The organism is Neobacillus niacini, from assembly GCF_031457145.1.
Lineage (GTDB): Bacteria > Bacillota > Bacilli > Bacillales > Cytobacillaceae > Neobacillus > Neobacillus niacini_J.
This window is the reverse complement of record NZ_JAVDVZ010000009.1, coordinates 25,709-42,064: the sequence shown is the minus strand read 5'-3', so window position 1 is coordinate 42,064 and position 16,356 is coordinate 25,709. Positions and strand designations below refer to the sequence as shown.

The following is a 16,356-nucleotide window of genomic DNA, read 5'->3' as shown; positions in this document are numbered from 1 at the left end:
CAAAAAATGCAAAAAAACTATATAATAACGTAGAAGGAGGGGAAACATTGTTGTGTTTATGAAAAAGTTCAAATTTTTTATTCTTTTTTGTCTTGTAGTGTCATCTCTTTATTCTCCTAATCTTGCATTCTCGCAGGAGCTTAAATCAGATGACATTTATGCTGAATATGTCGAAATAATCGAAAAGGCATATATATTTAGTAAAGATCAAAAAATAGTCGGAGAATTCAATCCTGCTACACAATTAAGTATCGATACTATCCAGGATGGAAAAGTTTACTTTCAGTGGGACGGAGATTTGGCCTATATAGAAGAAAAATCCACTAAAATTATCAGTTTTGATAACATTAATTTTTCGCTAGTTAGTGCTGAAACAGGGGTTACATCGGAGAGATTTTTAACTCACATTCCAACTGAAGTGTATTCGGATGATAGTTTAGAAACTACCATTCTAAAACTTGCTCCGGAGGTGGAGTATTCGGTAACGAAAATTGATAGGGAATATTATTCTATTACAGTAGGAAATCGAGAAGGTATTATTAGAACTGAAGACGTCAAACTTCTAAGTCCTAGTAGTAAACAAGACAAAACATTGTTGGGAAAAAATAGTATCTTACAAAAATCAGCACCAGCACCAGCGCCAGCGCCAGCACCAGCACCAGCACCAGCACCAGCACCAGCACCAGCACCAGCACCAGCACCAGCGCCAGCACCAGCACCAGCACCAGCACCAGCACCAGCACCAGCACCAGCGCCAGCACCAACGCCAGCACCTAAATCATTAGCTGTCCAAAAACCTTCTATAAATTATGCTACCCATGTACAAAATATTGGCTGGCAAAATGAAGTTTCTGATGGGAAAGTGGCAGGTACAGAGGGACAAGCAAAACGCTTAGAAGGTATTAAAATTTCAGTTAATAATGTACAGGGTTTGGGTGTGAAATATTCTACCCATGTACAAGATTATGGGTGGTTAAGCTATGTATCTGATGGCAAAGTAAGTGGAACCACAGGGAAAGCAAAACGATTGGAAGCTATTAAAATTGAATTATCTGGTTCAATGGCTGTAAATTATGATATTTATTATCGTGTTCATGCAGAAACATATGGTTGGATGAACTGGGTAAAAAATGGTAAGTTAGCAGGGACTAGTGGAGAAGCAAAACGATTGGAAGCAATTGAAATAATAATTGTAGAAAAGGGTTCTGCACCACCTGGTAATCCAGCTCCTGATTCACTTCTTCCAAAACCATCAGTTCGTTATTCAACTCATGTTGAGACATATGGATGGATGAATTTTGTTGCAAACGGAGCGATGAGCGGAACCAAAGGGCAAGCGAAACGCTTAGAAGCAATTAAGATTGATTTAAAAAATGCTAATTATAGTGGAGCAATTACTTATACAACTCATGTTCAAGATTATGGCTGGTTAAATAATGCATCCAATGGCAGCATATCTGGTACAACCGGAAAAGGTAAACGATTGGAAGCAATTAAAATAGATTTAACTGGAGATATAGCAAAGTACTACGATGTTTATTATCGTGTTCATATTCAAACATATGGTTGGTTAGGTTGGGCGAAAAATGGGATGAAAGCTGGATCAGAAGGGCAGTCTAAACGCCTAGAAGCTATTGAAATCAAGTTAGTTCCTAAAGGTAAAGGTGCACCAGTCAGTGAAAACACGGCATTTAAGCAGCCATTGTCAGTATTTTTAGACCCAGGGCATGGTGGAAGTGATCCTGGTGCAACTGCGGGAATTTATCATGAAGCAGACTTGAATTTAAAAGTTGCCAAAAAAGTTCAATCATTATTATTAAATCGTGGTTATCAAGTTTATATGTCTCGTAATAACGATACCTATTTAGGCTTGTTAGATCGTCCTCAAATGGCGAATAATTTAGCTGCAGATATTTTCGTTAGTATACATACAAACGCAACTGGAGCAAAAGAAACAACGGCTACTGGCATAGAGTCTTATTACTATGAATTTGATTCAAATTACCCTTCGAAAATCAATGAGGCTATGCATAATAATCCAGAAAGAATCTCAAAGAGTGTGACACTTACAAACTTAATTCAAGAAAATATGATTAGCTATACGAATACAAATGATCGTGGAACTCATGGAGAAACATTTGCAGTAATACGTGAAGCAGCTATGCCTGCAACTTTACTAGAAATGGGTTTTATTAATAACTCAAGAGACCGTCAAAAACTATTTACTGATTCCTATCAAAATCAGTTAGCAAAAGCAATAGCAGATGGAATTCATGAATACTTTCAAATTTATTAGTAATTTACTAGTTAAAAAGGACTAGAAATCAAAAGTGATTTCTAGTCCTTTTTTGTTTATTGAAATCCAAACAAACTAAATCGAAATTTAATATTTATTATGCAAAAAATATATTACAAATTTCTACAATAAATGATATAATAAGTATTCGTAATATCTATCTTTTTAAAAGGGTGGAATGAATGAATAGACAAAACTTTAATAAAAGGAAGAAAAAGAAGTCTAAATTTAAAAAAGTATCGTTTGTTATTTTAGTCCTTTTTTTAGGGCTTTCAGGTTATATATATTATCAATATTCACAAGGTTTACAACAAGCATCAGGTAAATCTACGGTGTCTTCGGATGAAACTGCAAAGACAGAATTTAATGGTGCGGATAAAGAGAAGATGGATAAGGTTAATATCCTTTTATTGGGGGTGGATTCTAGGGGTGAGGAAAAATCACGAACTGATACCATTATGATTGCCCAATATGACCCAGAAAATCAAAAGGCAAAACTAGTTTCTCTTATGCGAGATATATATGTGGAAATTCCAAATAATAAAAATTATAAAATTAATACAGCATACTTTCTAGGGGGACCTGAGTTACTTAGACAGACAATAAAGCAAAATTTTGATATTGACATCCATTATTATGCGGTAGTAGATTTTAAAGGATTTGAATCAGTAGTTGATACACTAGCACCAAATGGTATTGAAATGGAAGTTGAAAAAAGAATGTCCGAAAATATCGGTTTGGTTTTACAACCAGGATTTCAAAATTTAAATGGTAAAGAGATACTAGGATATGCCCGTTTTAGAAGTGATGCTAGCGGTGATTTTGGTCGAGTAGAGCGTCAGCAAAAGGTAGTGAATGCTTTAAAGGATGAGATTATAAGTGTCAACGGTGTAACAAAATTACCAAAAATAGTTGGTACAATTCAGCCATACATTGATACCAATTTAGAAGGACTTGACCTGCTAGCAGTTGTTAAGGACTTTTTCTTAAATCCTCCTGCCGATATAGAAACCTTACGCATTCCTGTTGATCAATCGTATACAATGGGAAGCTATGAACATGCAGGTTCAGTTTTAGAAATAGATTTTGATGAAAACAAACAAGCCATTGATCAGTTCCTCAATGATGACCAAATCATTTCACAAAATAATTCTACTAATCAAACTCAAGAATAATTAATCTATATCTTTTCAATCTAGAAATAAGAGGCAAACTCCGCTGAGTTTGCCTTTTGTTTATTTAACTCAAAAATTTGGTGATAGTTACTAACTTACAAGTTTAGAGAAATTGTTACAAAATCTGCTAATTTATGATATTATCTTTTTGTAACAAAAATTAAATAAAGATTTCTGAAGTGTTTCAAGCTTTTTATAGCTTTTTAAGATGTTTTATATGATAGACTACTAGAAGAAATACATGAAAATTGTCGATTTTAATTTTTATGTATAAAAATTTTTATTATAGGGAGTAGGATAAATGCGAGGAAATTTTGTTGTAGTAGGAATGCTATTAATAGGTTCACCATTTGTTTCAAATGCTGGTGTTGCATATGCTGCAGACGGAGGAATTACTTATTCGATAGATGATTCCGAAACAAATGTTAACGAAGATTCTGGCTATTATTTCATTTATTATGATGGTGGAGAACATTCCATTGTGGTTAATGAAAATGTAAAATTGACATTAACTGGGTGGACAGATGAATCAAAATCATCTGTAAATGGTAAAATTGAGATTCAAAAAGATTCGTCAAATCAAACAAAGGACATCACACTTTATGTTAACGAAGAACTAAATGTATTTCCAATTTCGGAAAAAGAAAGTATACAAATTAGGTTAGCTGAGTCTGATTCATTTAAATATGAAGTAAAGCCTAAAAGTTTAAATGAGCAAATTACAGTTGTAGCTGAAAACGAAAAAGCTAGCTTAATAGAAAGTAAGGAAAGTTTGAGTCCAGTAACAGATGAAGTTACTTCAAAGTCAGTACAAACACAGCCAGTGCAAAAACAGTCAGTGCAAACACAGCCAGTGCAAACACAGCCAGTGCAAAAACAGTCAATACAAACACAGTCAGTACAAACCGCTTCAACCAGTTCCTTAAAAAAACCTTCTGTTAATTACTCAACCCATGTTCAAAATATCGGGTGGCAAACACCAGTATTAGATGGGAAAATGTCAGGAACAGCAGGAAAAGCATTACGTTTGGAAGCCATAAAGATTTCATTAGAAAATACTCCTTATACTGGAGGTATTACTTACAAAACCCATGTTCAAGGATATGGATGGTTAAATAATGTATCAAATGGAGCTTTATCTGGAACAGCTGGTGAAGCTAAACGTCTAGAAGCAATCCAAATTGCTTTGACTGGTGAAATGGCACAGCATTACGATATTTATTATCGTGTCCACGCAGAAACCTATGGTTGGCTAGGTTGGGCTAAAAACGGGGCATCAGCTGGTACACAAGGTCTATCTAAAAGACTGGAAGCCATTGAGATTGTCCTAGTGGCAAAAGGTGGAGCTGCACCAGGTTCTACAAATAAACCATTAGTTATGGATCCAACTGTTGTTTATTCAACACATGTTCAAGATTATGGGTGGTTAGCACGTGTATCTGATGGGAAAATGTCAGGAACACAAGGGCAAGCAAAACGAATGGAAGCCGTAAAGATTTCATTGGATAAAATCCCTTATTCTGGAGGTATTTCTTACAAGACCCATGTTCAAGGATATGGCTGGCTAAAAAATGTATCAAATGGAGCCTTATCTGGAACATCTGGAGAAAGTAAACGTTTAGAAGCTATCCAAATCAATTTGACAGGTGAAATGGCAAATCATTATGATATTTATTACCGTGTCCACGCAGAAACCTATGGTTGGCTAGGATGGGCTAAGAACGGAGAATCAGCTGGTACAGAAGGACTTTCAAAGCGATTGGAAGCTCTTGAAGTTGTTTTAGTTCCAAAAGGTGGAGCAGCACCAGGAACGACAAAAAATTCATTTATAAAGTCTAATTTAACTAACTACTATAATATTAGGTTAAATGATGCATTAAATATGCAAATGAAAGTGACTCCACAGACTGATAAATATAGCAATGCTCCTGCTTATGTTAGCAGCCAATACATTACTGTATTTAAAAGTGGTACCATAAGTGGAAGCAGTGTAAACCTTAGAACCTCTCCAGATACTGTTAGCAAAATTGTTGCAACCGTTGGTAACGGAACAAAATTCAAAGTATTGGATGATAATGTTTCGGGAGTGAAGGTTTCTGATAGTACAAGATGGTATAAAATTGAGTATAATGGAGACATTTTATACGTGCATAGTAGTCTTGCTACCACTAATTTAATCGGTCAAGCTACTGATTCACTTAATATTAGAGCAGAAAAGAAGACAGACAGTCATATTTACGCTACGGTAAACAAAGGTACTCAATTTACTATTTTAGAAGACGACGGCAGTGGTTGGTATAAAGTAAGCTTTGGTGCTTGGCGTAATGCAAAATCCTCAGATGTTTTATATTATTTGGACCCAACTAATTTTGTAAATGATGAGAAGCAAAAGTTCCAATTCATGGACCTAACAAAACCAAGTGGAGTTTCAAAAGAGTTATTGAATAAATACCTTGTAGGAAAAGGAATATTAGAAGGCCAGGGCCAAGCATTTATAGATGCTGGACTAAAATATGGGATAAATGAAGTATATTTAATGGCACATACATTGTTAGAAACAGGACAGGGTCAATCCACTCTTGCCAAAGGTGTAACTTATAATGGTAAGACTGTTTATAATATGTATGGTATAGGAGCATTTGATAACTGCCCAGTTGAATGTGGAGCGAAAACAGCCTATGAAAAAGGTTGGTTTACTCCATACCATGCAATAGTGGGAGGGGCTACCTTTATTGACAATGGTTATTTGGGTGGTAATAACAATTTCAGAGTAGTCCAAAATACACTATATGAAATGCGTTGGAATCCAGAGGTAATGGCTACGGTAGGTAAAGCTGGACATCAATATGCTACGGATATTGGATGGGCTTCTAAACAAGTTTCAACTATGTATGAAGTGTATAAAATACAACCATATACAATTTTCATAGAAATGCCATTATATAAATAAGTTAATAAATTTTTAAAAAAGGCTGCCCTCAAAAGTAATGGAAACAGGACTTTCGAGGGCAGCTTTTGTTCATTTCTAAAAAATGAATAAATGAGATCACTTTTTGTAAAATGATTGAAACGACTAATATCTCGTGATAGCCTATTAAAGTCTATACATAAGTGTGATTAATATATTTCCTTTTTGTCAAAGCTATTACCTGAAAAAAGAACGTATTCTGCTATATGCACAAACATATAGGAAAAACTTTTATACCAGTTAGTATGCAGTTTATAAGAAGAAAATTTATTAATCACAATAAATTCATAGCAGCCATAGAAAGGAGTTTTGAAATATGTTAAAGATTGGTTATGTAGTCAATGCGGATGTTCATGATAAAACACAATGGTCAGGCACCATTTATAATTTATATAACATACTTTCGAAAAATTATGAAGTTGAACCAATTCTGCTAGAAACTAAAGGGTTAGATAAATATTACTACATAAAACAACGAGTTAAACAAAAGCTTACCAAAAAGTCATCTACTACCATGATGGTTTCATATTCAAAATTAAAATCAAAAAAACTGAATAATATATTGCAACAATCAGGAGAAAAATATGATGTTTTATTTTTCCCAGCCAATAGTGTAGCAGCAGCATTTGTGAATACAAATATCCCAATCGTTTACCTCTCTGATGCCACTTTTCATGTAATGATCGATTATTATCTATTTAATTTGGATGAAAGTAGTATAGAAAATGGCAATATGGTTGAAAAAAGGGCACTAGAAAATGCAAATCAAATCATTTATGCTAGTGATTGGGCAAAAAATGATGCAATAACTTATTACGGCATAAATGAAAATAAGATTAATGTACTACCATTTGGTGCGAATTTAATTGATAAATATAATAAGAAAAGCTTTGAACCAAATAAGGAAATGAATCTACTTTTTGTAGGTGTAGAATGGGAGAGAAAAGGTGCAGATGTCGCATTGGAATGCTTGGACTATCTCAATCAACACTCAAAATCAAAGTATAAACTAACGATCATTGGTCTTGAAAATCCTGGTACTATAAATACTGATAATGTTAACTTTGTTGGATTTCTTAATAAGAATAACCAGGAAGATTACAATAAAATGATTAAATACTATCAAGAAAGTGATATTTTTATATTACCAACACGAGCAGAGTGTGCTGGAATTGTTTTTTCAGAAGCGAGTATGTATGGACTTCCTATTGTAACGTATGATACTGGAGGAATCCAAAGTTATGTGGAAGAGGGAGTAAATGGGTTTAGGCTCCAACTCGATAAAAGAGGAAAAGACTTCGCAGAGAAAATTGAGTATATTTGCAATGAGGATACATATTTGACCTTTTCAAAGAATTCAAGAAATAAATATGAGAATAGCCTAAACTGGGATAAATGGTTAGAAACATGTGATGAAGTCATCAAAAAATGTCTAATGATTAAAAGAGGTAACCAATAAATAAAAAGGACCGGGCGTTTTTGCCCGGTTTTGGCTATTTTAATGATTGATTTACCCATTCAAACTCGGTATTTTGAGGAAGGTCATAATATTCGATCATCCACGTTTGGATATAGGGGGTTTCTGTATCATAGGGCATATGTTCTCTATAAGTATCATTAGGATATTTGTATAACTTTATTTTTTCACTAAGATTTTTTTTACCAGATAATGAAGATAGCTTTTTATGATTTTCCAATGCGAATGAATGGTTTGCTTTATAGCCTAAGAATATATTTTTATAGTTATTTAATGAAAAAACGAAAAAGACTGATAAGGAAGTAGCGCTTAATCCGATGCGAGACGAGGGGTAAATAGAAGGATTGGAAAAATCGTAATCCGTCCATTTCCCTGGTGATTTGAATCGAAAGTACGCTTTTTCCTTTTCGATTCAAATCATCAGGCAAGCAAGCGAAGCGCGGTAGTCTTTGTTTGAACTCGCGATGAATGACATTTTTAAAAAAACTAAACTAGCTAAATGCGACATCTATATTGACAAATACCGTTATATGATTTGGATTATTGCAAAAACACTTTTGTTTGGAGAAAATGTCGCAGGATATCCTTCATTAATGACAGTCATCCTTTTTCTAGGTGGAATTCAATTAATATCCTTAGGTATTATTGGGGAGTATTTAGGGAGAATATTTAACGAAACAAAGGACAGACCGCTTTATTTTGTAGATGAATTCAATAATGAAAAGGTGACTAATGTACCACAGCGTCAAAATAAAAAATCTCCTGTGGGGAAAATGTAATGAAAATTAAAAAAGAGGTAGTAAATTACCTCGTGTTTGGGGTCTTGACAACTTTAATAAATATTGTAAGTTACGGTATTTTGTCAAAAATATTTAACATGGATTTTAAATTAGCGACTACAATTGCATGGATTTTATCTGTTATATTCGCCTTTATTACAAATAAAATCTATGTTTTTAACAGCAAAAATCTAAATGTTTTGTTAATAACTAAAGAGTTTATATCGTTTATCTTTTTTCGATTGCTATCCTACATAGTAGATATAGGAATGATGATTATTTTGGTGGAATGGATGAAAATGGACGACTTAGTCTCAAAAATCTTGGTAAATGTAATAGTAGTTATTGTTAATTATTTTGCTAGCAGGTATTTCGTTTTTAAGACAGCGGAATAAATCCATTATTTTTAGGGAAACCGAATGTAAAATTTTATCTATTATGTTATATAAATAAAAGTCACTCTCAAAGGTGACTTAATTATTTACATATGCGTTTTTAGATTCTATGTATTTAGACAGACAGGTACGAGCACGTAACGATCTACCTTGCACTATTATGAATAGCTGATTACCTAATTATGATCTTTCGACCATAAATAAAGAGTTCACCACCAATATAATAATAGTTCGTTCGACCGTACTAAATACCTGTACACCCATATATAACCTTTCTGCTAACAAAGTTGGTAATATCCACCTTTAGCAGGCGGTTTGAAATTCATTTGGCAGATAGAATTATCCTTTTGGCAGATAGAATTATCCTTTTGGCAGATAAAGTTAAAGTAAGTATTCGATTTGGCAACAAAACTCTCATTGTAATTTAATTGTTATCAAATTATAATATTTCTAGAAATATAGAAAAATAATAAAAAGGAGACAATCATAATGAAAAAACTGGGGGCAATTTTACTTTCCTTTTCATTGTTAATCGGCTTATTTCCACAATTAACAATAGCTGCTCAAAACACGACGTTTGAGCAGGATCTTATACAATATTTAAAAGAAGTTAGTGAAGTAAGAGGGTTTGAAGTGACGAAAGAGGATATAGAAGCTTCTCTTGCCGCTTATGAAGACAGTATTGAAAACTATGAATCTGTTGAAAATATTGGTAGTTTCTTAGGTGAAGTAATCAATTCCGATTTAAGTAACTTAGATTCCATTTATGAGGAATTTGAACTAGATAAAGATGGGCTTCATCAATTGTTAAACGAAAATGGTGAGGAACTAAACGATTATATCTTTCTTGATAACCTCTATTCAGCTGTTTACTTCTATACAGAAGACGGGGTTTTTGAGCGCGATCCAAATTTTGACCAAGACCTAGTGGAATATCTAGCCATGGTTAGCGAAGAAAGAGGCTTTGAAGTGACAAAGGAAGATATAGAAACGTCTCTTGCTAATTATGAAACCACTCTCGAAGAATTTGAAACGGTTGAAGACCTAAGTGCATTCCTAAGTGAAGTTATTAAAGCAGATCTCAGTAATTTAGATTACTTTTACGAAAATTATGAGTTGGATCAACAGGCTTTATTCCAATTGTTAGAGGAAAACGGAAAGGACATCAACGATTACGTATACATTGATGACTTAGATAGTGCTGTTTGGCAATATTCTGGTGATGAGCTAAATCCTGGAATGGATGAAGAAATAGCAGAAGATCTTCTTCCTATTTTTCAGGAAGGAATCGATCTTACGGATGAGGAACTTCAACGAATTGAAGAACATTTGATGAGTTTGGAAGAACAACTCTCCGATCCTGCAATTCTAGAAAGACTTGAAGAATTGGGTAACCGCATGATGGCTTTCGAGGACTTTGATGAAGCTGCTGAACTTACAGCCGAACAAATGGCTGAGATCGTATCCATCTATGATGAATTTCTTTCGATCTTTAAACTGAAGGCAGTCTTTACCCTTGTCAAAGGCGGATCAGAGATACCACTTTCTTTTTGGGACTTACTGAAAATGGAAGAACTAAAAGGTGCTAACTTGAAAGTAGCATTATTCAGTACTGATGGACAATTGTTAGCGGACCTCATTATAACGGGTGAAATGGTCGATTCCGAAACCGTTATTAAAACAGGTGAACAAATCGAGGAGTCTGCCGAAGAAGTAACAAAAACAGTTGAACAACCAGCTGCAGCTAAACCACAAAAAATGATTACCCAAAAAAAACCGGAACATAAGACCGTCAAAGGTGCTAAACTTCCAAATACAGGTTCTGATTATATCCCAAATGCACTAATTGGACTTGCCATTGTTTTTGCTGGTATCTTCATGTACCGAAGGGTAAGGAATGTGTAAGATGGAACGAATTAATAATAAGGGAATCAATCGTAAAATGCGGTTGATTCTTCTCTCTTTTACTATTGCTGTCGTTGGGTTTGGACTTTGGTTTTCTGGTACCAATATCTATAAGTTTGCAAAAGGCTATTTTGCCTATAAGACTCAATCCTCCAATATCGAAGTAAAAGCGACTACACAGCCAAGGAAAGAAGAAACAGAAGAAGCGCTATATCCTTCACTTCCTAAAATGGGCGAAGAAATTGGAGAACTGTATATCCCAAAATTAAACGCAACCCTTCCTATCTACCACGGAACAAACGAGGATGAGTTGGAAAAAGGAGTTGGCCATTTTGCAGAAAGTGTGCTGCCTGGTGAAAATGACAATTCCGTTCTTTCGGGTCATCGAGATACCGTATTCCGAAAACTGGGGGAGGTAGGCGAAGGAGATGTGTTAATCGTTCGAACTTCAGCAGGGGAGTTCACATACAAAGTCAACAAAGTACGGATTGTTGATGAAGATGACCGGACCGTTATTGTTCCAAAACCAAGAGCAACACTAACCGTCAGTACCTGTTATCCTTTTAATTATATCGGGTCAGCACCTGAACGCTATATCCTTGTCGCTTATCTGACTTCAAAAACAGTAAGTTAATAAATTAATTGGTAAAGAAAACAAGATAACCAGCCTGCGAGGTGGTAAGGAGGGCACTGAAAAAGTCCCTTTTAAAAAAAGGCAGATATCCTCACAATTAGTGAGTGTTTCTGCCTTTTTTTCATTTACAATTAATGTATCTAATTTAATTTTTTATCATACTTATTCTTTTCTGTTAAACCATGATAAAAATAGTTAAAAAATTTCATTCCTTCTTTTTTAAAAAGCCCGCGATAAAAAGCATACAATATTGAATAAGTATAAAATACAAGTCTTTGATTTACTTTAGCATTTCGTTTCATAAATATGACAACGTTTCGGTACATAAAGTATTCGGATAAACCGGAGATTTGATTAATCGATGCTGAACCTTTATGAACAACTCTTGCATCACAGTAACAAATGACCTCAAGCCCTTTATTCTTTATATTTAAACACCATTCTGTTTCCTCGTAAAATAAGAAATAGTCTTCAGGCAAATAGCCAACTTCTTCGAGAATCTTGCTATTAAACAGCAAACATGCTCCTCCAACGTAATCACATGGAATAATTTGAGCCTTCAATGTATCTTCATGTACACCGTTATTTAATATATTGACCCGTCCAGTATGGAAATCAATCATAGCACCTGTAGATTGGACGATGGTAGGTTCATCATACTCACATACTCTTGGGCCGACGACCCCTACATTGGGATTGTTTTCTAGATAATCCAATAATATTTTTAAAAAGTCAGGATGCGTAATCACATCATTATTTAGTACACAAATATAGTCAGCACCTTGAGTCTTTGCAAACTTCATTCCAATATTATTTCCACCTGCATAACCTAAATTAGCTCCTGTTTGGATAAATGTATGATGTGGGAATCTTTCCTTTATAAGAGCCTCTGAATTATCGGTAGATTTATTATCGACGATAACAACTTTAAAATTTCTATAGTTAATTTTTTCTGCTTCTTCCACACAGGCAATCGTATCGCCTGGATTATTGTAATTAAGAATGACAATATATACTGATGGAACATGAAGACTTTGTTTATTCAAATTCCTTTCGCTCCTTTTAGATAATCGCGTTTACAATCCGTTATCGTTTTAACATTTTGGTTTTCATAGTGTTTACTATCATGATTAGGATCGAATCTTTAATCATAAATAGTCCTAAAATGTATATTAGACCACCTATTAGTAATTGAAGAAATGTAACTAACACAGGATTAATATTAATATATTTATCAACTGCACTTACTGATAGAAAAACAAAAATACTTAAGGTTAGGTACTTTAAAAACATTCCAGCAAAATTTTTAAAATCAAAGTATTTTCTCGCAAAATACATTTGAATTAATGCTCCGGTAGCCTCAGCAACTAATAAAGCCCAAGTAGTAGCAACACTGGCAACATGAGTCACGAGTAAAATATTTGTAATTAAACTGAGTATAGCTCCGACCGTGATGCTGATACTATATTTATTTTGTTGGTTTGTAGAAACTAAAATTTGAATGCCAAATATATTTGCTAAACCAACAAAAAATATAATAGGGCTTATAATAATTATTAAACTTATAACTGGTTTAAAGTCATTTCCTAAGAACCATGAAACAAAATTAGGAGCAATTCCCATTAGGCCCAATGTCATTGGTAGAGTAATCATGATAACAAATTGGAGTGCATATTTAATGTATCTTTTCATGGCTTCTATATTCCCTTGGGAGAATTCCTTAGCCATTCTGGGAAGTAACACAGTTCCTAAGGATGTTATAAATCCTAAGGCAATTCGAACGATCTTATCTGCCTGGGTATAAAAACCTACTTCTACTTCGCCGGATACACGACCTAATACTATTTTATTTACAAGGAGATAAATTTGGATCATGATTTGCGGCAAAAACAAACTAATGATTGGGCTTGTATGAATTTTTATCTCACGTAAAGTAATACGCGTGAAGGTGATGTCTTTCAATAACGGAATCCACATAATTAATTGACCAGCAAAAAGTGTCACCGCATTGATCATGATATATTTATCTAAATCATCTACTTCTTTTACTAAGGTAAAAATCAATATCAAACTTACAACTCTTACTACAATATTCCTTGTTGTAATGCTTTTGATTTGTTCCTTTCCAATAAAGTACCAAGATACATCAATTGTTGCGGCAATCAGGGTGAAAATATGAATGAAAAACAACATTTTATAATCTTCAATGGTTGATAAATAAATTACAAAAACAACAATGGTAATCAGAGAACTAATAAGTTGTGCAGAATATATTGACCAGAATTCCTTTGATCTTTCCTCCAAAGCTTGTTTGGTAGCTATTTGTCTGCTTCCGTACATGGGGAAACTCAAAGCTGCAAAAACTACAAATAGCTGTACAATTGATAATACATAAGCATCAATACCTATACCTTCAGGTTTTAGTACTCTAGAAACATATGGTGTGGTAATAAACGGCGTAATCAATATTAATATTTGATATATAACTGTATATAAATAATTCGATACAAGTCTACCCATTAAATGCTTTCAGATCCTTTAAAAAATTTTTTTATTGTTCCATTTTACATCAATTAAGATTAGCATTAAACGTTATTTTAAACAACGGCAAAATATATTACTATAGATATCCGGTCTAATTATCTACCTACTTATATTTAGACTGTTCCTTCTAGAAACGTATTTCCTTTTATTATTAAGAATAACAGTGTATGTTTCTAATTTATTTTACTTATTTCGATATTCATGTAAAATTATAATCGTATGCATTTAAACTTTACATATTGTGTTGAGAAAAAGCTCTATGGTTGTGATTGAATTTGTAATAATATATAAATTCCATGAGATTTGTTAGATGGAGGTTACAATGTGAAAAAAAATATCGTACTTATACTAAGTATGCTGCTCATATCAAGCATGTTTCTTAGCATGTTTTATGTAGCGTTATTCGGCAAAGAAGAAACAGTTGAAGAGGGTCTAGCAGATCAAACTGGTAAAAATCTTCAACAAAATCTTCGTATAAATATTAGTAAAGAACCGTCAACATTACATCCTGGGTTGGCAGCAGATCCCACTTCCATTTCCGTTTTACTCCAAACATTTGAAGGATTAACTCGAATTGACCTATGGGGCCAGACGGTTAATGCAGCTGCAAAAGTAGTGAAAATCTCTGAAGATCAAAAAACGTATACATTTACACTTCGTGACGCGAAATGGTCAAACGGAGACCCGGTCATTGCGAAAGATTTCGAATATGCTTGGAAATGGGCTTTAGATCCTTCCAATCATTCCAACAGTGCTTATCAACTCTATTATATAGAAGGTGCAAGAGAATTTAATAATGGTAAAGGCAGCGCAAATAATGTAGGTGTAAAAGCAATTGATGACAAGACCTTAGAGGTAAAACTTGTCAACCCAACCCCATATTTCTTAGAATTAACTGCTTTACCTACCTACTTTCCGATAAACAGTATTGTTGCTGAGGAAAATCCAAAATGGGCAAGTGAGTTGGGAGTTTATTCAAGCAATGGACCTTTTAAAATGACTGAATGGTTACATAATGAACGAATAGTTCTTAAAAAGAGCGATAATTATTGGGATTTAGGCCCTGTAAAATTAAAATCTATAACGATGTTTATGGTTGATGATCCAATTAGTGAATTATCAATGTTTGAGAAAGGTGAACTTGATTGGGCTGGATCACCTATTGGTCATATGCCAATTGATGGAGTACAGGAATTTGTTGATGTCGAAATGCTTAATTCTCAATCTGTCGAGGGAAATTATATTTACCAATTAAATAATTCAGTTGAACCTTTTAATAATGTTAACATGCGAAAAGCTTTTGCTTTAGCCATTAATCGCAAAGAAATAATTGACAGTATTGCGAAATTGGGCCTTACCCCAGCCACTGCTATTGTACCGCCAACTTTGATTCCTGAAAATGATAAGGGTTATTTTAAGGATTACGATGTGAAAAATGCAAAAGAATATTTACAAAAAGGTTTAGAGGAACTCGGACATACTGAGGCTTCTGAATTACCTCCGATTACACTTTCAGTTAACACAAATGAAGGACATGAAGAAATTGCCTTGGCCATACAAAAAATGTGGAATGAGAATCTAGGTGTGAATGTAACATTAAATAATTCAAGCGGCAAAGAAAATTCTGACAATATCCAAATCCTTGATTATGAAGTTGCTGAAACTGGATGGATAGGCGAGTTCAACGACCCATACCATTTCCTTAAAATGTACGGCGATTCAAATTCAATTAATAATTCAACTGGTTGGGAAAATAACGATTTTCGATCCCTTTTATTACAAGCACAAAATGAAACGGATGAAAATAAACGTCTGGAGATATTAAAAAAAGCTGAGGATGTATTAATGAGTGACATGCCAGTAATTCCGATTTACTTTTATTCAAATTACTGGCTTCAAAATGAAGATTTACAAGGAGTAGCTATTTCTGGTTTAAGTCATATACAATTTAAATGGGCATATTTTGAAAAAAAGCAAAATTAATAGCACATTAAAATATTGGATAAAATACAAAAGACTGATTAGGTTATATCAATACTTATTCAGTCTTTTATTATCAAAAAAATGACGAAATATGTTACAATACAACCTGGACTTGAATTTCCTTACATAATTAAATAAAGATTTAAAGTTAAATAAACTTAATTGGGAGAATTTTGTAACAGGAGGAGTTTAAAATAAGA

The 16,356-nt window shown here is 33.8% G+C and carries 10 protein-coding genes and 1 pseudogene; 9 read left to right on the top strand and 2 right to left on the bottom strand.

What is annotated here, in order from left to right:
- Positions 1-58 precede the first annotated feature (58 nt).
- The 8 genes and pseudogenes from J2Y03_RS19330 (at position 59) to J2Y03_RS19295 (ending at position 11,629) form a co-directional block, all read left to right on the top strand.
- Positions 59-2,296 (top strand): N-acetylmuramoyl-L-alanine amidase, encoded by a 2,238-nt coding sequence (locus J2Y03_RS19330; protein ID WP_310196981.1) that lies wholly within the window; start codon positions 59-61, stop codon positions 2,294-2,296.
- A gap of 182 nt (positions 2,297-2,478) precedes the next feature.
- Entirely contained in the window at positions 2,479-3,471 is a 993-nt protein-coding gene (locus J2Y03_RS19325; RefSeq protein WP_310196979.1) for an LCP family protein, read from the top strand.
- Positions 3,472-3,772: 301 nt separating this feature from the next.
- Positions 3,773-6,421 carry an SH3 domain-containing protein gene (locus J2Y03_RS19320; RefSeq protein WP_310196976.1) on the top strand — a complete coding sequence of 883 codons (2,649 nt, stop codon included), beginning with the start codon at positions 3,773-3,775 and terminating at the stop codon, positions 6,419-6,421.
- Between the two features lie 334 nt (positions 6,422-6,755).
- Positions 6,756-7,898: a glycosyltransferase family 4 protein gene (locus tag J2Y03_RS19315; RefSeq protein ID WP_310196974.1), complete on the top strand. Its 1,143-nt coding sequence runs from the start codon at positions 6,756-6,758 to the stop codon at positions 7,896-7,898.
- A 545-nt stretch (positions 7,899-8,443) separates the two neighbouring features.
- A pseudogene (locus tag J2Y03_RS19310) lies at positions 8,444-8,695 on the top strand (glycosyltransferase); the annotation flags it as partial.
- Entirely contained in the window at positions 8,695-9,090 is a 396-nt protein-coding gene (locus tag J2Y03_RS19305) for a GtrA family protein (RefSeq protein WP_310196972.1), read from the top strand. The pseudogene J2Y03_RS19310 and the gene J2Y03_RS19305, both read left to right, overlap by 1 nt.
- A 489-nt stretch (positions 9,091-9,579) precedes the next feature.
- Entirely contained in the window at positions 9,580-10,995 is a 1,416-nt protein-coding gene (locus J2Y03_RS19300; RefSeq protein WP_310196969.1) for a processed acidic surface protein, read from the top strand.
- Positions 10,988-11,629, top strand: a complete 642-nt coding sequence (locus J2Y03_RS19295; protein WP_396954227.1) for a class D sortase — start codon at positions 10,988-10,990, stop codon at positions 11,627-11,629. Before J2Y03_RS19300 ends, J2Y03_RS19295 begins: the two co-directional genes overlap by 8 nt.
- A 140-nt stretch (positions 11,630-11,769) precedes the next feature.
- Here J2Y03_RS19295 and J2Y03_RS19290 read toward each other — a convergent pair whose 3' ends face one another.
- On the bottom strand, positions 11,770-12,675 hold the full coding sequence (locus tag J2Y03_RS19290; protein ID WP_310196966.1) for a glycosyltransferase family 2 protein: 906 nt from the start codon (positions 12,673-12,675) through the stop codon (positions 11,770-11,772).
- Between the two features lie 40 nt (positions 12,676-12,715).
- Positions 12,716-14,149 (bottom strand): oligosaccharide flippase family protein, encoded by a 1,434-nt coding sequence (locus J2Y03_RS19285; RefSeq protein ID WP_310196963.1) that lies wholly within the window; start codon positions 14,147-14,149, stop codon positions 12,716-12,718.
- A gap of 348 nt (positions 14,150-14,497) precedes the next feature.
- On the opposite strand from J2Y03_RS19285, the gene J2Y03_RS19280 reads away from it, so the two are divergent.
- On the top strand, positions 14,498-16,156 hold the full coding sequence (locus tag J2Y03_RS19280; protein WP_310196959.1) for a peptide ABC transporter substrate-binding protein: 1,659 nt from the start codon (positions 14,498-14,500) through the stop codon (positions 16,154-16,156).
- Positions 16,157-16,356: the final 200 nt, after the last annotated feature.